At 73.1% G+C, this 18,073-nt stretch carries 23 protein-coding genes; 13 read left to right on the top strand and 10 right to left on the bottom strand.

Annotation, left to right across the window (positions count from 1 at the left end):
• Positions 1 to 26 precede the first annotated feature (26 nt).
• From ACZ4UX_RS21625 to ACZ4UX_RS21610, 4 genes are all read left to right on the top strand, one after another.
• Positions 27 to 1,097, top strand: a complete 1,071-nt coding sequence (locus ACZ4UX_RS21625) for an adenosine deaminase (RefSeq protein WP_329487812.1) — start codon at positions 27 to 29, stop codon at positions 1,095 to 1,097.
• Positions 1,098 to 1,254: 157 nt separating this feature from the next.
• Positions 1,255 to 1,785, top strand: coding sequence for a hypothetical protein (locus ACZ4UX_RS21620; protein ID WP_380390180.1), 531 nt, complete (start codon positions 1,255 to 1,257; stop codon positions 1,783 to 1,785).
• Between the two features lie 81 nt (positions 1,786 to 1,866).
• Entirely contained in the window at positions 1,867 to 2,703 is an 837-nt protein-coding gene (locus ACZ4UX_RS21615; protein ID WP_465707849.1) for a DUF4097 family beta strand repeat-containing protein, read from the top strand.
• Positions 2,704 to 2,751: 48 nt separating this feature from the next.
• A complete protein-coding gene (locus tag ACZ4UX_RS21610) occupies positions 2,752 to 3,819 on the top strand; it encodes an ABC transporter ATP-binding protein (RefSeq protein ID WP_465707848.1) in 1,068 nt (355 codons plus the stop codon).
• Positions 3,820 to 3,878: 59 nt separating this feature from the next.
• On the opposite strand, the gene ACZ4UX_RS21605 is transcribed toward ACZ4UX_RS21610, so the two are convergent.
• The 4 genes from ACZ4UX_RS21605 to ACZ4UX_RS21590 all read right to left on the bottom strand — a co-directional run bounded on the left by ACZ4UX_RS21605 (position 3,879) and on the right by ACZ4UX_RS21590 (position 5,947).
• Entirely contained in the window at positions 3,879 to 4,205 is a 327-nt protein-coding gene (locus tag ACZ4UX_RS21605; protein WP_380390186.1) for a nuclear transport factor 2 family protein, read from the bottom strand.
• 63 nt (positions 4,206 to 4,268) lie between these two features.
• Positions 4,269 to 4,838 carry a PH domain-containing protein gene (locus tag ACZ4UX_RS21600; RefSeq protein ID WP_465707847.1) on the bottom strand — a complete coding sequence of 190 codons (570 nt, stop codon included), beginning with the start codon at positions 4,836 to 4,838 and terminating at the stop codon, positions 4,269 to 4,271.
• 61 nt (positions 4,839 to 4,899) lie between these two features.
• On the bottom strand, positions 4,900 to 5,085 hold the full coding sequence (locus ACZ4UX_RS21595) for a DUF397 domain-containing protein (protein ID WP_380390190.1): 186 nt from the start codon (positions 5,083 to 5,085) through the stop codon (positions 4,900 to 4,902).
• 4 nt (positions 5,086 to 5,089) lie between these two features.
• Positions 5,090 to 5,947: a helix-turn-helix domain-containing protein gene (locus ACZ4UX_RS21590; RefSeq protein ID WP_465707846.1), complete on the bottom strand. Its 858-nt coding sequence runs from the start codon at positions 5,945 to 5,947 to the stop codon at positions 5,090 to 5,092.
• Between the two features lie 259 nt (positions 5,948 to 6,206).
• On the opposite strand from ACZ4UX_RS21590, the gene ACZ4UX_RS21585 reads away from it, so the two are divergent.
• Complete coding sequence (locus ACZ4UX_RS21585; protein WP_465707845.1) at positions 6,207 to 6,569, top strand: ATP-binding protein; 363 nt, start codon at positions 6,207 to 6,209, stop codon at positions 6,567 to 6,569.
• On the top strand, positions 6,566 to 6,841 hold the full coding sequence (locus tag ACZ4UX_RS21580; RefSeq protein ID WP_465707844.1) for a hypothetical protein: 276 nt from the start codon (positions 6,566 to 6,568) through the stop codon (positions 6,839 to 6,841). Before ACZ4UX_RS21585 ends, ACZ4UX_RS21580 begins: the two co-directional genes overlap by 4 nt.
• 102 nt (positions 6,842 to 6,943) lie before the next feature.
• Here ACZ4UX_RS21580 and ACZ4UX_RS21575 read toward each other — a convergent pair whose 3' ends face one another.
• Entirely contained in the window at positions 6,944 to 7,684 is a 741-nt protein-coding gene (locus tag ACZ4UX_RS21575) for a CDP-alcohol phosphatidyltransferase family protein (RefSeq protein ID WP_465707902.1), read from the bottom strand.
• A 155-nt stretch (positions 7,685 to 7,839) separates the two neighbouring features.
• On the bottom strand, positions 7,840 to 8,271 hold the full coding sequence (locus ACZ4UX_RS21570; RefSeq protein WP_465707843.1) for a DoxX family protein: 432 nt from the start codon (positions 8,269 to 8,271) through the stop codon (positions 7,840 to 7,842).
• 105 nt (positions 8,272 to 8,376) lie between these two features.
• On the opposite strand from ACZ4UX_RS21570, the gene ACZ4UX_RS21565 reads away from it, so the two are divergent.
• Positions 8,377 to 8,931, top strand: coding sequence for a TetR/AcrR family transcriptional regulator (locus ACZ4UX_RS21565; RefSeq protein ID WP_465707842.1), 555 nt, complete (start codon positions 8,377 to 8,379; stop codon positions 8,929 to 8,931).
• A gap of 53 nt (positions 8,932 to 8,984) precedes the next feature.
• Here the strand turns inward: ACZ4UX_RS21565 and ACZ4UX_RS21560 are convergent, their stop codons facing one another.
• On the bottom strand, positions 8,985 to 9,704 hold the full coding sequence (locus ACZ4UX_RS21560; RefSeq protein ID WP_329487800.1) for a YidC/Oxa1 family membrane protein insertase: 720 nt from the start codon (positions 9,702 to 9,704) through the stop codon (positions 8,985 to 8,987).
• A 90-nt stretch (positions 9,705 to 9,794) separates the two neighbouring features.
• Positions 9,795 to 10,088 carry a DUF6412 domain-containing protein gene (locus tag ACZ4UX_RS21555; RefSeq protein ID WP_465707841.1) on the bottom strand — a complete coding sequence of 98 codons (294 nt, stop codon included), beginning with the start codon at positions 10,086 to 10,088 and terminating at the stop codon, positions 9,795 to 9,797.
• A 247-nt stretch (positions 10,089 to 10,335) separates the two neighbouring features.
• Here ACZ4UX_RS21555 and ACZ4UX_RS21550 point away from each other — a divergent pair, with 247 nt between their 5' ends.
• Together ACZ4UX_RS21550 and ACZ4UX_RS21545 are read left to right on the top strand one after the other, a co-directional pair.
• Positions 10,336 to 10,620 (top strand): type II toxin-antitoxin system Phd/YefM family antitoxin, encoded by a 285-nt coding sequence (locus tag ACZ4UX_RS21550; protein ID WP_329487798.1) that lies wholly within the window; start codon positions 10,336 to 10,338, stop codon positions 10,618 to 10,620.
• Positions 10,613 to 11,035 carry a type II toxin-antitoxin system VapC family toxin gene (locus tag ACZ4UX_RS21545; RefSeq protein WP_329487797.1) on the top strand — a complete coding sequence of 141 codons (423 nt, stop codon included), beginning with the start codon at positions 10,613 to 10,615 and terminating at the stop codon, positions 11,033 to 11,035. The genes ACZ4UX_RS21550 and ACZ4UX_RS21545 overlap by 8 nt, the downstream gene beginning before the upstream one ends.
• 77 nt (positions 11,036 to 11,112) lie before the next feature.
• Here the strand turns inward: ACZ4UX_RS21545 and ACZ4UX_RS21540 are convergent, their stop codons facing one another.
• Together ACZ4UX_RS21540 and ACZ4UX_RS21535 are read right to left on the bottom strand one after the other, a co-directional pair.
• Positions 11,113 to 12,216, bottom strand: coding sequence for a Gfo/Idh/MocA family protein (locus ACZ4UX_RS21540; RefSeq protein WP_465707840.1), 1,104 nt, complete (start codon positions 12,214 to 12,216; stop codon positions 11,113 to 11,115).
• 183 nt (positions 12,217 to 12,399) lie between these two features.
• Positions 12,400 to 13,476 (bottom strand): lytic polysaccharide monooxygenase auxiliary activity family 9 protein, encoded by a 1,077-nt coding sequence (locus ACZ4UX_RS21535; RefSeq protein ID WP_465707839.1) that lies wholly within the window; start codon positions 13,474 to 13,476, stop codon positions 12,400 to 12,402.
• A 406-nt stretch (positions 13,477 to 13,882) separates the two neighbouring features.
• On the opposite strand from ACZ4UX_RS21535, the gene ACZ4UX_RS21530 reads away from it, so the two are divergent.
• From ACZ4UX_RS21530 to ACZ4UX_RS21515, 4 genes are all read left to right on the top strand, one after another.
• A complete protein-coding gene (locus ACZ4UX_RS21530) occupies positions 13,883 to 14,662 on the top strand; it encodes an HAD-IIA family hydrolase (protein ID WP_329487794.1) in 780 nt (259 codons plus the stop codon).
• Between the two features lie 95 nt (positions 14,663 to 14,757).
• Complete coding sequence (locus tag ACZ4UX_RS21525; RefSeq protein ID WP_465707838.1) at positions 14,758 to 15,936, top strand: low temperature requirement protein A; 1,179 nt, start codon at positions 14,758 to 14,760, stop codon at positions 15,934 to 15,936.
• Positions 15,937 to 16,136: 200 nt separating this feature from the next.
• Positions 16,137 to 16,814 carry a uracil-DNA glycosylase gene (locus tag ACZ4UX_RS21520; RefSeq protein ID WP_465707901.1) on the top strand — a complete coding sequence of 226 codons (678 nt, stop codon included), beginning with the start codon at positions 16,137 to 16,139 and terminating at the stop codon, positions 16,812 to 16,814.
• 78 nt (positions 16,815 to 16,892) lie between these two features.
• On the top strand, positions 16,893 to 18,026 hold the full coding sequence (locus ACZ4UX_RS21515; RefSeq protein ID WP_465707837.1) for a glycoside hydrolase family 6 protein: 1,134 nt from the start codon (positions 16,893 to 16,895) through the stop codon (positions 18,024 to 18,026).
• Positions 18,027 to 18,073: the final 47 nt, after the last annotated feature.

Here is an 18,073-nt window from a genome sequence, read left to right as displayed (position 1 = left end):
CGCGCGTAGAGAAGAAGGGCACCACCGTGGTCCAGCCGGACGGAAGTCGGATCGGAAACCCCACCGCGAACCGGGGCATCGAGGCGTTCATCGCCGGGATGCCCAAGGCGGAGCTGCACGTCCACCACGTGGGCTCGGCCTCGCCGCGGGTGGTCGCCGAGCTGGCCGCGCGCCACCGCGGCCGGTCGAAGGTGCCGGTCGACCCGGCCGCCCTCGCCGAGTACTTCACCTTCACCGACTTCGCCCACTTCATCGAGGTCTACCTCAGCGTCGTCGACCTGATCCGCGACGCCGAGGACGTCCGCGCGCTGACCTACGGCGTCGCCGAGGACATGGCCCGGCAGAACATCCGGTACGCGGAGCTGACCATCACGCCGTACTCCTCGGTCAGCCGGGGCATCCCCGACGTCGCCTTCATGGAGGCCATTGAGGACGCCCGGGTGCGGGCCGAGAAGGACCTCGGCGTCGTGCTCCGCTGGTGCTTCGACATCCCCGGCGAGGCCGGTCTGGCCGCCGCCGAGGAGACCGCCCGGCTCGCCGTCGACCTCGCCCCCGAGGGCCTGGTCAGCTTCGGCCTGGGCGGCCCGGAGATCGGCGTGCCGCGCCCGCAGTTCAAGCCGTACTTCGACCGGGCGCGGGCGGTCGGTCTGCGCAGCGTCCCGCACGCGGGCGAGACCACCGGCCCCGAGACGGTCTGGGACGCCCTGCGGCTGCTCGGCGCCGAGCGCATCGGCCACGGCACCCAGGCCGTGCGGGACCCGGCCCTGATGGACCACCTCGGCGAGCACCGGATCGCCCTGGAGGTCTGCCCGACCTCGAACATCGCGACCCGCGCGGTCGAGCGGATCGAGGAGCACCCGATCCGGCAGATGGTCGACGCGGGCCTGCTGGTCACCGTCAACAGCGACGACCCGCCGATGTTCGGCACCGACCTCAACACCGAGTACGCGGTCGCGGCCCGGCTGCTGGACCTGGACGAGGCGGGCGTCGCCGCGCTGGCGCGCAACGCGGTCGAGGCCTCCTTCCTGGACCCGGCCGGCAAGGCCCGGATCGTCGGCGAGATCGACGCCCACCTGGCCGGGTGGGGCACGGTCTGACCTTCCCCTGGAATGCCTGCGGGCCGGTGCCGTCCTGGACGGTACCGGCCCGCGGTGCGTCCGGCGGCGGGGCCCGGGCCGACGTGTGGCGCCACTCTTTCGGGTTGTGGCGCCAAAAGGGCTTGGTGTGGCGCCATCGGTGTGCCATCCTTGGGTCATGGACCTCTCGCCGTACGTCGACAACCTCCGGAACGAGCTCGCGGTCGCAGCGAGTGCGGGCGGGGACGAAGCCCGTGCCCTGGCCGAGCGCCTGACTCTTCCGCTGGAGTCGGCCGTGCGGCTCACCCTTCTCAACGCCCTCTCCGCCGCGATGGGCGAGGTCACCCGTGATCTCGCGCCCGGCTCGGTGGACGTCCGGCTCCGGGGGCTGGATCCGGAGTTCGTGGTGATGGCGCCACCGTCGCCGGAGGTGTTCCACGACGCCGGTGAGCGGTCACCGGCACCGGTGGCGCCGCCGGTGGCACCGGTGGGGCCGGAAGGGGAGGACGGCAACACCGCCCGGATCAACTTCCGTCTGCCCGCCCACCTCAAGACCAGGGTCGAGGAGGCGGCCGGTCAGGAGGGCCTCTCGGCCAACGCCTGGCTGGTGCGCGCCGTCGCCGCCGCCCTGGAGCCGGGCGAGCCCGTCCGGGCCGTCGGGCGGACGGTGTCACCGACCGGGCAGGGGTTCACCGGCTGGGTCCACTAGGTCCCGCGCTTCCCACTCCTTCTCCTTCCACCCCGTCCGACCGGCGGGTTCATCCATCAGAGCCAAGAGAACGGGACAGCCATGCCTTCTTTCGACACTCCCGGCCCGATCAGCGCGACCATCGAGTTCGACATCGCGTCCGTCCGGATCGCCGCGGGCAAGCGCACGGACACCGTGGTCGAGGTCCGGCCGGCGGACCCGGCGGTCGAGGCGGACGTCAAGGCCGCGGAGCAGACCAGGGTCAGTTACGCGGGCGGCGCCCTGGTGGTGAAGGGCCCGAAGAAGCGCTCGCTCTTCGGGCGGGCGGGCTCGGTCGACGTCACCGTCGAGCTGCCGGCCGGCTCGGAGGTCCACGGCAACGCCCCGATGGGGGACTTCCTCTGCGAGGGGCTGCTGGGCGACTGCCGGGTGCGGACGTCGGTCGGCCGGATCCAGGTCGAGCACGCGGACTCCGTCCACCTGCGGACGGACCACGGGGACGTCCGGCTGCGGCGGGCCGACGGGGACGCCGAGGTCAACGGCTCCGGCCGGGTCGAGATCGGCACCGTGGCGGGCACGGTGACGGTGAAGAACCTCAACGGCGAGACGGTGATCGGCGAGGCCGGCGGGGACCTCAAGGTCAACTCCTCCAACGGCCAGATCCAGGTCGGCGCGGCCCTCGGGGACGTGGACATCAAGACGGCCCAGGGCGCCGTCCGGATCGGTGAGGTGGTCCGCGGGCGGGTCGTCCTGCAGAGCGCCATCGGCGAGCTGGAGGTCGGCATTCGCGAGGGCACGGCCGCCTGGCTCGACGTCCACACCAAGCTCGGCAGCCTCCGCAACTCGCTCGGCGCCGCGGCGGGCCCCGGCGAGGCGACGGAGCGGGTCGAGATCCGGGGGCGGACGCAGCTCGGTGACATCGTGATCCGGCGCGCCTGACCACCCGGTCACGGCCCGGCGTACCCGGTAGCGAAGGAGGCGTGAGCCATGACCCTGAGGCCGGTCCCCGCCGCCCCGATCACGGCGGCGGTCTCCGTGGCCGGACTGACCAAGTCCTACGGGGGGAGAGTGGTGCTGGACGGCATCGACCTGACGGTCCCCGAGGGCACGGTGTTCGCACTCCTCGGGGCGAGGGGAGCCGGGAAGAGCACCGTCGTGCGGATCCTCTCCACGCTTGTCCCGGCCGACGGCGGGGTGGTGCGGATAGCCGGGCACGAGCTGGTGCAGCGGGCGGGCAGGGTTCCGCAAGGGGGCAGGGCCCCGCAAGCGGGCCGGGCCCTGCGAGGGGGCGGGGCGCGGAGTGCGGGTGCGGGTGAGGTCCGGGGCGTGGGAAGAGCTCGGGGCGCGGGTGAGGTCCGGCGGGCGATCGGTGTCGTCGGCCAGGTCTCGGCGGTGGACAAGCTGCTCACCGCCGAGGAGAACCTGCTCCTGATGGCGGACCTCCACCACCTGGGCCGTCGGGAGGGGCGCAGGCGGGTGGCGGAGCTGCTGCGGCGCTTCGGGCTGCGGGAGGTGGCGCACCGACCGGCCGCCGGTCTCCCAATCGGCGTGCTGCGCACATTGGATCTGGCGATGGCGCTGGTCGGGGAGCCTCGGGTCGTCCTGCTAGACGAGCCGACCGCCGGCCTCGACGCGGCGGGCCGGCGGGCGCTGGGGGAGGCGGTCCGGGGCCTCGCCACCGAGCACGGCCTCACCGTCCTGCTCACCACGCGGCACCTGGAGGAGGCGGATCGGGTCGCCGACCGGACGGCCGTGCTCAACGGCGGCCGGATCGTGGCCGAGGGCACGGCGGCCGAGCTGAAGCGGTTCGTCCCGGGCAGTCACCTGCGGCTGAGCTTCGCCGGCCGGGCCGAACTCCGGGCAGCGGCGGAGCTCTTCGACTACGCGGCGCCGGACGAGGAGGCGCTGGCGCTGTCCATACCCGGCGACAACTCGATCGTCACGGTGAAGGCCGTGCTGGACGCCCTGGACCTCGCCGCCGTCCGCGCGGAGGCGCTGACGGTGCACGGCCCTGACCCGGAGGAGGTGCTCACCGCCCTGCTGTCGGCGGGGTGACGGGTGAGGGCGGTCGAGCAGGGCGGGGCGGGCAGGGTGCGCGGGCAGGGTGCGTGGGCTCAGCCGAGGAACTCGACGCGGTCGATGAGGCCTTCGCGGACCCGGTAGGCCACCAGGACGCGGACCGGTTCGTCGGACAGGCCGTGGGCGACTTCGTGGTCGACCACCCAGTCGCCCTCGGTGAGCCGTCCTACGATCTCCGCCCGGCAGCGGCCCGCGGCGAACTGCCGGGTGTAGGTGTCGCGCAGGGCCTGACGGCCTTCCAGTCGGCTGCCGTCCCGCCGCAGAACGAGGACGTCCTCGGCGTAGGTGGCGACGAAGGCGTCGATGTCGTGGTTGTTGTAGGCGGTGAGCTGCTGCTCGACCACGTCCTGCGGGCTGGTCATGCGAGGGTCCTTACTGGTTCGGAGTGTGGGTCGGTTCGGAGCGTGGGTCGGTTCGGAGCCGGGTCAGTTCTTCATGACGAAGACGATTCCGACGACGACCGCGATGAGGAGCGCGGCGATCATCCCGACCGCCATGGGGCCCACCCGGTCGCGGAGTTGCTTCGACGGCTGGACACGGATGCTCGGATCCGTGCTCAGCTCCCACCAGTTGAGGATGCGCTGGAAGTCCACCTGGAAGTCGGGGGACGGGTAGATGTCGCTGTGCTGGAGCCCGGGCAGTGAGCGGCGCCGGCCGTTCGTGAGGTGGATCCGGGGCACGAGCGAGTACCCGTACTGGTTGTCGGTCTCGCGGATGTCGATCCAGCGGATCTCGTGCCAGGGATAGGTGCGGCCGCGACCGAGGCCCCAGCAGATGGTGATGCCGGAGGCGTCCACGGTGGTCCAGGACCGGAGCACGACGGAGGTGGCGAGGCCTACCAGCACCAGGGTCCCGCCGAGCACCCAGCCGAAGCCCGCCGGGCCGAGACGGTAGGCGGCGAAGACTCCCTCGACGGCCAACACCACGCAGAGGACGCCGAGATGAAGCCAGGACGGACGATACCGGTCTTTCCCCCGGAAGCTCAGTTCGATCACCGTTCGCACACTACGCCCCGGGCCCGGTGGAGAGGGAGGGAGCCCGGGGCGAGCCCGGGTGTCAGACGTCGAACTCCCCGTTGCGGATCCCGGCGAGGAGGTCGCGCCACTCATCGGTGGTGAGTTGGGCGACGGCGGAGGGCTGGAGGCTGCTGCGGAGGTAGACGGTGTCGGGGGTGATGGCCACCTCGGGGCAGTTGTTGGAGTTGGCGCACGCGGCAGGGCGCATCCAAGAAAGGTTCTCCATTGGCCTACATCTCCCTCTTGATGGTTGAGATCAGGTCACGTGAATCATCAGCGGAAAGAGACCTATCGGTCATCTTCGCTATGATCGCGCTGTACTTGTCCAAGTACTCCGTTGAGTGGAGGTAGATCGGTCCATCCACGGAGTCGTACTGGACCGTATCAAGGCGTGGCACTGGACCATTTGCATAGATGATCGCCTGGCCGGATCCTACGAATCCTCCTGATTCGAAGGGCACAACGCGCAAAGTCACATGGGGAAGATGTGAGAGTTCAAGCATCCAGTCCAGCTGCTCACGAGTGACCTCGCGACCCCCGAAGCGCATGCGAAGAGCCGCTTCGTGAACCAGTGCCGTGTATGGCTCGGCGCCGCCCGTCATGAGAATCTCGGACCGCTTCATGCGATGCTCGACGCGAGTCTCGATGATTCGAGGCGTAAGTGGCGGCTGAGCCTCCACGAAGACAGCCCTGCTGTAGCGTTCGGTTTGCATGGGGCCGGGTGGATGGCAGATCTGGTATGAGTGCATGCCCTTGGCATGGAACTCGAACTCGGCGATTTCAAGAAACCCTGCCGGTACGGTTCCCCGATACTCTTCCCACCAGCCCTTGACTCGCTCACCCGCCATCTCGGCGAGAGCGTTGACGTACTCGGAGTCGGATTCCTTGTATCTGTCGGCAAGGGCGATCACTCGCTCGGGAGTCACTGTGTAGCTCCCCTGCTCGATGAGCGTGACCTTCGTGCGGGCCAGTCCGAGGACTGCGGCGGCTTCAGCAGTCGTGACACCCGCAGCGTCGCGCATCTTGCGTAGTTCGGAACCGATGCGCTGCCGTCGTGCAGTCGGGGGAGATGACATGGGGTCAAGCATCCATCGCGACCGTACTGGGAGTCCAGTTGCAGAGAGGGACATGTACTAGACCGGGTGGTACATGTCCCTCGCATGCCCTACAGTCTGTGATGCACCGCTCACCGAACGGGTTGTCAGTAACGCCAACCCCTAGGGCAGTTGGTACCTGCTGCCCGGGCACCGAAGAGCATCCGTATGTGGTCCTTCCAGCGCCGCTGCGGACTTGCTCACGGCGACACCCTCACCGGTGTGCCCCACCTACACCGCAGGGAGATTCCCCGTGTGTAACCGCAACTCCCCTTCCCTCACCCTCGCCCGCGAGGGCCTCCGCAGCGCCATGGCGCGGAGCGGCTGGCACGCCGAGGCCATCGCCGACGCCGAACTCGCGCTCGCCGAACTCATCGTGAACGCCTGGCGGCACGGCCGGACGTCCTCGCCGGTCGTCCTGGTGTTCATCAACGACACCACGCTCCGGGTCTCCGTGAACGACGACAGCTGCGAGCTGCCGGAGCAGCGCCACCCCTCCGACCTCGCCGAGTGCGGGCGCGGCCTCCAGCTCATCGAGGGCCTCACCCACCGGTGGGGCGCCGAGCCCTGCAAGCGCGGCAAGGCCGTCTGGTTCGAGCTGGACGCCGTCGCGTGAACGTCATCCACCTGCCCGTTCCCCCGCGGCCTCACGAGGCCGGCACCACCACCGTCCCCTACCTCGCCGTCGAACCCTCTCCGGACGCCGCCGTCCAGCTCCGGCTGGCCGTCGACGACCCCGTCGGTGCGGATCCCGATGAGCAGCTCGTCTTCCGTCTCACCACCCGGCAGGCCGAGGACCTCATGCACGGCCTCGCCTGGCGGCTGGGCTGGCGCTGCGGCAGGCCCCTCGGCGCCATCTCGACGAGTCCGCCGTGCTCGGACTCCTGAGCCTGATCGTCCTGTCCGCCGTCGTCGGCGCGGTCTGTCAGGCGAGGAGCGACGCCCTGCGCCGCGACGCCGCCGACCGCGCCGGGGCGGCCCGGCGGCCGGTCAGCGCAGGCGCGACGAGGAGAGGATCGACGCCAGGTGGGCGACGACCATCCCCCAGGTGATCACCGCGATCGCGGCCAGCGCGACCCGGGTCGGCCCGAGGTTTCCGACCGCCGCGTCCGCCACCGCCGTGGCCAACAGCACCAGCGAGGCCTCGATGCCGTTGGTCACCCGGTGGATCTTGAAGATGGAGGCGAACCGTCGCGCGGTGGCGATGCCCTGCGAGCGCGGCTGGGTCGACTCCTCGTCGGCGGGCGCCAGCCCGCTGCGGGCCCGGGCCACGTCGACCAGGTCGGTGGAGGCCTTCAGCAGGACGACGCCCAGCGCCGTCGCCAGGCCGACCGAGATCCACAGGTCGGACCCGCCCCGGGCGGCCCGGATGCCCGCACCGATCATCAGCGCGGCATCGGCCAGGTAGGCGCCGAGCCGGTCGACGTACACACCCGCCGTGCTGAACTGCCGCTTCCAGCGGGCCACCTCGCCGTCGACGCAGTCGAACAGCAGGAACCCCTGGAACAGCAGGGCGGCCAGGACGGCGCCCGTCAGCCCGGGGATCACCAGGGCGGCCCCGGCGCCGACGCCGCAGACCACCATCACCCAGGTCAGGGTGTTCGGCGAGACGGACGTCCGCACCAGTCGCCGCGTCGTCCGCAGCGAGATCCGGCGCATGTAGAGGCGGCCCGCCCAGTGCTCACCGTTGCGGCTCTGCATCTTGGCCTGCGGCTGGCAGACCTCCCGCATCTCGGCCAACGTCGGGGCTGCGACCTTCACGAATTCCTCCACCTTGTCCGGCCGGACTCAGAAACGATCAAAGGCTACGGCCTGCCGTGGCCACGGTCCGGGGCGGGTCTCCGAGTGGCGTCGCCGGGCCGGCGCGGAGGCGCGAGGGTGCGGGGTCAGCCCGCGAAGGTCAGTGCGGCGGCCGCGACGAACAGCACCTGGAGAGCGGTGCGGGGGCCGATCGGGGTGACGCCGGGGAGTCGGCGGCGGGCGGCCGAGACGTTCGCCGGGAACATCGCGATCATCATGAGGATCAGACCCGCGGACGCCAACCTGGTGGTCGCCGGGATGAGGACCAGGACGGCGCCGGCCAGCTCCAGCAGGCCGGTCAGCGTGATCAGCAGCTCCGGCCGGGGCAGGCCCGGCGGGACCATGGCGACGAGTCCGCTCCGCAGGCGCGGGAGGAAGTGCGCGGACGCGGTGAGCAGGAACATCGCGGCCAGTCCGACCCGCAGGGCGGGGTGCCAGCCGTCGAGCACGTCCACACCGGCCAGTCCGGCCAGGCGGGCGGCCAGGAATCCGGCGACAAGAGCGATCAGGGGTGCCATCTCGGCCTCCGAAGGTGCGGGTGGTGCCCTGCGTGCAGGGCATCTTGACACCATCAAGTTAGGTGCGGCCGCGCCATCTTGTCAATGGAAAGTTATGATCGGGGCATGTCTGCCCAGCCCTATCACCACGGTGACCTGAGGAATGCCCTGCTCGCCGCCGCCGCCACGGCCATCGAACAGAGCGGGCCCGCCGCGCTGAGCCTGCGCGAGCTGGCCCGCCGGGCCGGCGTCTCCCACGCCGCGCCCGCCCACCACTTCGGCGACAAGGCGGGACTGCTCACCGCACTCGCCGCCCAGGGGTACGAACTCCTCGCCGACGCGGTACGCGCTGCCGGGCCGGACCTGGCCGGGGCGGGGATCGCCTACGTCCGGTTCGCCGTCGGGCACCGCGCCCACTTCACGGTCATGTTCGAGCCCGGCCTCCACCACCCGGACGACCCGCACCTGTCCGCCGCCCGGGCCCGCGCCGACGAGGCCCTCGCCGACGCGCTCGCGGCGTCCGCCCCGCAGCACGCGCGGGAGCGCGAACTCAAACTGGCGGCCTGGTCGATCGTCCACGGCTTCGCCCAGCTGTGGAACAGCGGGAGCCTGCCCGACCGCGCCGGGGAGGACCCGGCGACGATCGCCCGCGCGGTGATCGGCAACCTGCTGCGCGCCTGACCCGCCCCGGCGGCGGGGCCCCACCCGCCGCCGGACCGTGCGCCGCGCGCCGGTCAGATCAGCGCCACCGCCGGCACCGGAGCCGTCCCGCCCCGGTGCAGCCAGCCGCGTTCGGCGGCCGACCAGGCGGACGTGGTCAGCAGGTAGAGCGCGGCGGCCAGCGGCACCAGCGCCGCGAACAGCACGGTGCCGAACGACAGGTACGGCATGACCGCCATCAGTCCGGCCTGCCCGGGCTGTCCCGGCTGCGCCGGCTGCTTCGGAGCGGCCGCCTGCGCACGGCGGGCCCGGCGGAAGTTGACGTACCCCACGGCGGCCAGTCCCGCGTACAGCGCGCCGAACACCACCCACTGCGCGGCGCTCTGCGCGCTGCCCGCGTGCAGGCCGAGCGGGACGCCGAAGAGGGTGTGGCCGAGCAGGTCGTTCGGGGTGGTGAACAGCCGGTACATCACCGAGAAGAACGGGATCTGGATCAGCATCGGCAGGCACCCGGCGAACGGCGAGGCCTTCTCCTCCCGGTACAGCTCGGCGAGCGCGGCCTGGAGCTTCTCCGGCTTGCCCTTGTGCTTGCGGTTCAGCTCGGCGACCTTCGGCGCGAGCCGGGCCCGCGACTTCTCGCCGCGCGCGGCCGCCCGCGCCAGCGGGTGCAGGGCGAGCCGGACGCAGACGGTGAACAGGACGATCGCCAGCGCGGTGGGCACCAGCTGGGCGAGGGAGGCGACGACGTCGTGGGCCAGGCCGACGGCCGGGTCGAGCACTGCGAAAACGGACATGGTGGAGCGAGCCCTCCGGGGTCTCAGCGTCTCAGGACATGAGTGATCGGCGGAGGGCGGCCGCGTGGACGGCGGTGGAGAAAGGGGTGGTTACGCGGCCGCCGGGGCCGCGCCCGGGGCCCTGGGGCGTCGCCTGCCCCGGGCGTCGGGATCGCGCTGCGGGAGGAAGGCCGTCCGGAGCGCCCGGCGCCGCAGCGTCCCGTCCCGGACGGCGGCCGGCGCCCGCGCGCCCAGCAACCGGGCCGCGGCCAGCGTGCCCGCGACGGCGCCGGCCAGCAGCACCACGGCCGCGGTGGCGGCCACCGAGGTCAGCGTCCCACCGTCGGTGAGCACCTCCCCGGTCAGCACCCGGAGCAGGCCGAGGAGCATCGCGACGAATCCCACGGTGAGCTCCTCTCCTGCCGAGTGCCGAGTGCCGAGTGCCGAGTGCCGGGCACCGAGTGCCGGGCGTACGGGCTGATGAACCGACTGGTGTGCCGACGGACGCGCCGTGCTCGGCGGTACCGAGTCCGGGCGTTGTCGACGATGGTACGACGCCCGGCGCTCCCGGGGGAGCGCGCGCTCACGGCGGGCGGCCCCGGCGCTCCCGCGCACCGTAGCCAGCGGTGCTACCCGGGGCTACCTTGGAAGGATGAAGACGATTACCCAGCGGGAGTTCCGGAACAACTCCGCCGCGGTGATGGACGCGGTGGAGGCGGGCGAGACCTTCCACATCACCAGGAACGGGGTCGAGGTCGCGGAGCTGCGGCCGGTCGCGGAGCGGCGGCGGCTCACGGCCGAGGAACTGGTGGCGCGGCACGTGAAGCTGCCGAGGGTGGACTACCAGCAGATGCGCAAGGAGGCCGAGGAGTACTTCGGCCCCGAGGAGCTGGTGGGGGACGACGGCGACGACCCCTTCGAGCGGCGGCGTGGCTGAGCGGCGCAGGGCGCCCCGGCGCCGCCCGGCCGGGGTGCTGGACACCTGCGTCTACATCGACCTGGCGCTGCTCAACCCGGCCGAGCTGCCGGCCGTGCCGGAGCTGACCGCGATCACCTTCGCCGAGCTCCAGCAGGGCGTCTCGATGGCCCGGGACGCGGTCAGCCGGGCGTCGCGGCTGGAGGTGCTGGGCGCGGCGATGGCCGACTTCGACCCGCTGCCCTTCGACGCGGCCGCCGCCGCCCGGTACGGGACGCTGGTCACGCTGACCATCGCCGCCGGGCGCCAGCCGCGTCCGCGCCGGATCGACCTGATGATCGCGGCCGTCGCCTCCGCGCACGGGCTGCCGCTGTACACGCGGAACGTGGCGGACTTCCGGGGCCTCGGCGCGGCCGTCGAGGTCATCGGGATCTGACCGGATCCGGCTCAGTCCGGCCGGCTCCGGCCGGGTCCGACCGGCTCTGACCGCCCGCGCCGCGCCCCCGGAACGGGTCAGCCGAGCCGGACGGTCGTGCCGGTGGCGGCCGAGGTGCGGGCGGCCTCCAGGACGGTCAGGGTGGCCACGGCGTCGAGCGGGTCGACCGGCGGCGGAGTGCCCGGGTCGGCCAGGGCGGCGGCGACGCCCGCGTAGAAGGCGGGGTAGTCGCCCAGGTCGGTCGGGACGGTGGTCGCGTCCTCGTCGGTGCCGACGGTGCCGTACCGGGAGGGCTGGTCGGCGCCCCACGGTGCCCCGGCGCGGCCGGTGCCGTCCGGGCGCTGACCGGCGCGGAGGTCCTCCTCCTGCGGGTCCATGCCGAACTTCACGTATCCGGCGGTGTCGCCGAGCACCCGCAGCCGGGGCCCGACGAGCGGGGTGATGGCGCTGGTCCACAGGTGGGAGCGGGTGCCGCTGGCGTGGGTGAGGGCGAGGAAGGCGTCGTCGTCGACCACCGCGCCGTCCCGGCGGGTGTCGATCTCGGCGTAGACCGTCTCGACCGGGCCGAACAGGGTGAGCGCCTGGTCGACCAGGTGGCTGCCCAGGTCGTACAGCGTGCCGCCGCCCTCGGCCGGGTCGGCCAGCTCGCGCCAGCCCGCCTTGGGCTTGGGGCGGAACCGCTCGAACCTGGACTCGAAGCGGTGCACCCGGCCCAGCGCGCCCTCGCGGACCAGCCGGGCGGCGGTGAGGAAGTCGCCGTCCCAGCGCCGGTTCTGGAAGACGGTGAGCAGGACGCCCTGCGACCGCGCCAGCGTGCAGAGCTCCCGCGCGTCGGCGGCGGTGGCGGCCAGTGGCTTGTCGACCACGGTGGCCAGCCCGGCGCGCAGCGCGGCCCGGGCGAGCGGGACGTGGGTGCGGTTGGGCGAGGCGATCACGATCAGGTCGAGCGCGTCCCGGTCGGCCAGCAACTGCTCCGGGGTGTCCACGGCACGGGCGCCGGGGTGGTCCGTGCGCAGCTGGGCGCGGCGGTCGGGGTTGGCGGTGACCACCGCGTCCAGCCGGAGCCCGGGGGTGCTGGCGATCACCGGGGCGTGGAAGGCGGCTCCGGCCAGACCGTAGCCGATCAGGCCGACGCGGAAGGGGCCGTCGTGGTCGCGGGAAGGGCGTGAGGAGGGGCTCATGCGCCTTACTCAATCACGGTGCGCCAGCACGAGGTGTCCGATTGGCCCCGGTTTCGGTGCCGTCGATGTGACGGACGGTGAGGCGGCCGGGGTGGTTCGACCGGGACGCCCGCCGGTGGGGCGGCGGGCGTCCCGGCGGCCCGGGGGTGGGGCGGTCCGGGGTGGCCGGGGCCGGCGGTCGGGTCAGCGGGCGTGGGCACCCGGGGTGCGGCGGCGCTGACGGTGGATGACGGCGACGACGGCGCCGGCCAGGAGGAAGGCCGAGCCGATCGAGGCCAGGACGCCGAGGGAGCGGTCGGAGCCGGTCTGGGCGAGCCGCTCGTGATCGGTGGCCGGCACCGGGGCGGGCGCGGCGGCCTGCGCAGGAGCCTGCGCGGGAGCCTGCGTGGTGGGACCGGGGTCGGCCACCGCCGCAGGGCCGGCCGTGGGCGGCGGCGTGGTGGCGGGGGCGGCGGGGGTGGTGGCCGCGGCCGTCGGGGCGGCGGTCGGCGTGGCCGGAGCGGTGGTGTGGTCGTGCCCGGCGGGGTGGCCGGACGACGGAGCCGGGGCGGTGCCGCCCGGAGCGGGTGCGGGCGGCGTCGCGGGTGTCGTCGCGGGTGTCGTCGTCGGTGCGGTGCCGCTGCCGTCGAAGACCACGTCCGAACAGGAGTAGAACGCCTCCGGGCTGTCCGAGCGCTGCCAGATCGCGTAGATCAGCTGGCGCCCGGTCTTCCCCGCCGGGACCTTGCCGGGCAGCACGTAGGAGCCGTCCGTCAGCTGCGGGTCGGTGACCGTGAGGAACGGCTGGGGCTCCAGGTTCGCCCAGGTCAGCGGCTTGGTCGGGGAGTAGCTCGCGTTGGTGACGTAGAGCTGGAAGGTGCCCCGGTGCGGCGCGGTGGCGCGGTAGCGGAAGGTGAAGTCCGACCCGGCCGTGAGGTTGGTGGCGGGCCAGTCGGCGCGCGGCAGGTCGAGGCCCTTGTACAGGTCCGAGCCCGCGCTGCACAGCCGGCCGTCCGGGATCAGCTCGCGGTGGCGCCCGGCGGCGTCCCCGATCCGCAGGCTCATCCAGTCGTAGAGGGCGGCCGTGCCCCCGGCGGCCACGGCGGCCTGGCAGGCCGCCGACTTCGGGTGCTCGGCGCCCTCCAGGTAGCAGCCCTCGATCCGGCTGAGCGGATTCTGCATCGAGCCGTGCGCGTCGGCGGGTCCGCCACCGACCCCGACGGTGAGGCCGGCGGCGGCGAGGGTGAGGACGGCGGCGGGGAGGCGGTGGCGCACGGGCATGGTGAGGGGACTCCTTCGCGGGAGCGGGGTGAGGGTGGTGCCGTTCACGCTAGCCGGGCGGCGGGGGCCTGCTGAGGGGTGCTCAGAGAGGTTAGGGGCGGCTTAAGGAGCCGTTGAGGCGGGAGAGCCGCAGGCCGGTCCCGGAGCCCGTCCGGAGCCGGTCCCGGTGCGGGTCCCGGGCCGGGACCGGCGCGGTCGTCCGGGCCTGGGCGTTCCGGTGGGCGGGACGTACTGCCGTCGGGCTGGTGTGCGGATTAGGCTGTGCCCCGTTGGGGCAGCCAGCAGTACCCCCGGCGGTCCGGTGTCCCGAGGTGGGTCCGGCCGGTGGGAGGCGCAACGGTGACGGCGGTGCGCCGCAGATTTGGTACGACCATCGCAAGACGTTGCAACTTCGGGAGACACGCACGTGGCAGAGCGCAAGCCCATCGAGTCCTGGCTGACCGACATGGACGGGGTCCTCATCCACGAGGGCACGCCGATCCCCGGCGCGGAGGAGTTTCTGCGCCGGCTGCGGGAGTCCGGCAAGCCCTTCCTGGTGCTCACCAACAACTCGATCTACACCCCGCGCGACCTCAGCGCGCGCCTGGCCGGTATGGGCCTGGAGGTGCCGGAGGAGTGCATCTGGACCTCCGCCCTGGCCACCGCGAAGTTCCTCAAGGGCCAGCGCCCCGGCGGCACCGCCTACGTGATCGGCGAGGCCGGCCTGACCACCGCGCTGTACCAGGCGGGCTACGTGCTGACCGACAACAACCCGGACTACGTCGTCCTCGGCGAGACCCGCACCTACAGCTTCGAGGCGCTCACCAAGGCGATCCGCCTGATCAACCAGGGTGCCCGCTTCATCTGCACCAACCCCGACGAGACCGGCCCGTCCACCGAGGGCGTGCTGCCGGCCACCGGCTCGGTCGCGGCGCTGATCACCAAGGCGACGGGCGTGGAGCCCTACTTCGTCGGCAAGCCCAACCCGCTGATGATGCGCGAGGCGCTGAACAGCGCCGGAGCCCACTCGGAGACCGCCGTGATGATCGGCGACCGGATGGACACCGACATCGTGGCGGGCATGGAGGCCGGCATGGAGACCATCCTGGTGCTCACCGGCCTCACCGCCGCCGCCGACGTGGAGCGGTTCCCGTACCGGCCGACCCGGGTCGTCCAGTCGATCGCGGACCTGGTCGACCTGGTCTAGCCTCTGCTCTGATGACGCGGGCCCCGCCCGGCCGACGGCCGGGCGGGGCCCGTCCGTTTGCGTGCGCCTGTTGCGTATGCGGAGGAGGGGGCGGGATGGGTACGGCGGGGGAGTCCATCGACGAGAAGCGGGTGACCTGGGCGGAGCTCTACTTCGACCTGGTCTTCGTCTTCGCGGTCACGCAGGTCTCCGGCCTGCTGCACCACCACCACGACTGGGGCGGCGTCGCGCGGGCGCTGGTGGTGTTCGTCCCGGTGTACTGGTGCTGGGTGGGCACCACCGTGCAGGCCAACATCCGCGACGTGGACACCCCGAGGGACCGCCTCGGGATCCTCGCCGTCGGTCTGGCCGGCCTCTTCATGGCGCTGGCCGTGCCCGGCGCCTACGAGGGCCGGGGCGTGCTGCTCGGCGCCGGGTACTGGGCGGCCCGGGTGCTGCTGCTGGTGCTGCTGATCCGCGTCCCGGGCGTCTGGCGCGGGCCGTACGGGGTGGGCGTGCTGGTCAGCGGGCCGCTGCTGTTCGTGGGCGGGCTGCTCCCGGAGGGGCCGCGACTGGTGCTCTGGACGCTGGGCGCGCTCTGCGACCTGTCCGGCCCGGTGCTGTTCCGCAACCGGCTGGCCAAGGTGGCGTACCACCCGCAGCACATGCCGGAGCGGTTCGCGCTGTTCCTGCTGGTGGCGCTCGGCGAGTCGATCGTCGGGATCGGCGCCACGGCCGCCGCCGTCCGCCTCGACGCGGCCGAACTGGCCGCGGTGGCGGCGGCGTTCACCATCTCCGCCGGGCTCTGGTGGCAGTACTTCGTCTACGCGGCGGACGCCATGCGGCACGCCGTCACCGTCGCGGACTCCCGCCGGGACGTCATCCGCCGGGTGTTCCAGTACGGCCACCTCGCGCTGGTGGCCGGGGTGATCGCGGTCGCGGTCGGCTTCGGCGAGACGGTGGCCGACCCGCGGCGGGCCCTCGGGGCGGGCTCGGTGGCGCTGCTGTACGGGGGCTGCGGGCTGTACCTGCTGACCTTCGGCTACACCCGGTGGATGATGTTCCGCGCGGTGTCGACCACCCGGATCGTGGCGGCGGCGGTGGTGTTCGCCCTGGTGCCGGTGATGGTGCGGCTGCCGGCGCTCGTCGTCCTGGTGGTGCTGGCGGTGCTGGTGGTGGCGCTGAACGTGGTCGAGCACGTCCGGGTGGCGCGGGCCGCCGCTGCCGCCGCCCCCGCGGACGGTGCCGAGCCGCCCGGTGTCGAGCCGGTGGGTGCGGGCGCCGCGGCGGAGTGAGTTGTCGGTGGAGCTGTGTAGCGTTCGGTGTGGAAGAGGGCGGGCGGCGCAAGCGGCGCGGTACGCCGGAGGTCGGGGCGGTGCGGCGGTGAGCGGCCGTCCGGTGGGAGGTTGATGTCGTGACGGACACGGTCGAGGCAGGCGTGGTCGAGGCAGCCGGGGTCGAAGCAGCCGGGGTCGAAGCAGGGGCGGTCGGCGGGCTGGAGCTGCCGGAGTCCTGGCGCGAGGTGCTGGGCGCCGAGGTGGAGCAGCCCTACTTCGCCGCGCTGGCGGCCTTCCTGGCGGCGGAGCGCGCGGAGCACCAGGTCTTCCCGCCGAGCGGGCAGGAGTTCTCGGCGCTGGAGGCCACGCCCTACGAGAAGGTCCGGGTGCTCGTCCTCGGCCAGGACCCGTACCACGACGACGGCCAGGCGCACGGCATGAGCTTCTCGGTGCTCCCGGGCACCCGGACGCCCCCGTCGCTGCGCAACATCTTCAAGGAGCTGAACGCCGACCTGGGCGTCCCCGCCCCGGACAACGGCTACCTGATGCACTGGGCCGAGCAGGGCGTCCTGCTGCTCAACGCGGTGCTCACGGTGCGCGCGCACGAGGCCAACTCGCACAAGGCCAAGGGCTGGGAGAAGTTCACCGACGCGGTGATCAAGGCGGTGAGCGCGCGCGACGAGCCGGTGGTCTTCGTGCTCTGGGGCAACTACGCCAAGAAGAAGCTGCCGCTGATCGACACCACCAAGCACGTCGTGGTCCAGGGCGCCCACCCGTCGCCGCTCTCGGCCAAGCTGTTCTTCGGCAGCCGCCCCTTCTCGCAGATCAACGAGGCGCTGGCCGGCTTCGGCGTCGACCCGATCGACTGGCAGGTGCCGAACCTGAAGCAGGACTGACCGCACGGCGGGCCGGGCATCGCGCCGGCCCGCCGTCACCGGCCGTTCACCGGCGTCGGCCGGAGGCCGGTACCCGGTGTGCGAAGCTGGGTGCCGACCTGGTCGCCGGACCGGGTCTGGGAGGGGCGGTACGTGCGCCGGGTATGGCGAGGGGCGGGGTTCCGGCTGGCCGTGGGGGCGGCGCTGCTGGGGCTGACGGCAGGGGTGGCGGGCTGCGGCGGCGGGAGTTCGGCCGACCCGCCGGGGAGTGCGGGCGCAGGGTCCGCCGCGGCGCCCGCGCCCACCGGTTCCACCACGGCGAGCGGCGGCGCCGCCGGCGCCGGGCCCGTCCAGCTGCCGGGTCAGACGTTCTACGTGTCCGACCGGACGTCCGCGGCCCGGCAGTTGGCCGCGCTGCGCGGTCAGGGCCGGACGGCCGAGGCCGACACCCTCGCCGGGATCGCCTCCCAGCCCTCCTCGCAGTGGCTCGTCGACCAGGCCGCCCGGGGCAGCGTCGAGCAACTGAGCCGCCTGGCCGCCGAGGTGGACCGAACCCCGGTCTTCGTCGCGTACAACATCCCGCACCGGGACTGCGGCCAGTACTCGGCCGGCGGCGCGGCCGACGCCGCCGCCTACCGCTCCTGGATCACCGGTGTCGCCGAGGCGATCGGTGACCGCAAGGCCTGGGTGGTGCTGGAGCCGGACGCCGTCGCGCACACCCTGGACGGCTGCGGGGTCAAGGGCGAGACCGCCGCCGAGCGGTACGGCCTGCTGGCCTTCGCCGTCCAGGAGTTGAAGAAGCGTCCGCAGGTCCGGGTCTACCTGGACGCGGGGAACCCCGGCTGGGCCCAGGACCCGTCGGCGATGGCCGGGGCGCTGAGCAAGTCCGGCGTCGCCGTGGCGGACGGCTTCGCCGTGAACGTCTCCAACTTCTACAGCACCGACCGCGACGCGGCGTACGGCGCCGAACTCTCCGCCGCGCTGGGCGGGAAGCACTTCGTCATCGACACCAGCCGCAACGGCAACGGCCCGCTGAGCAGCGAGGCCTGGTGCAACCCGCCCGGCCGCGCGCTGGGCGAGCCGCCCACCGCCGCCACCGGCCGGCCCGGGGTGGACGCGTACCTGTGGATCAAGAACCCGGGTGAGTCGGACGGCGAGTGCGGCCGCGGCGAGCCCCGGGCGGGCGAGTTCTGGCTGCCGTACGCCCTGGGGCTGGTGCGCGGGGGCGCGTAGCCGGGCGGCCGCGCCGGGTGGTCGGGCGCGCCGGGTGGTCGGAGCGC

It is taken from the genome of Kitasatospora sp. NPDC028961, from assembly GCF_055564815.1.
The sequence above is the reverse complement of the archived record's forward strand: the minus strand, read 5'-3'. Positions and strand labels throughout refer to the sequence as shown.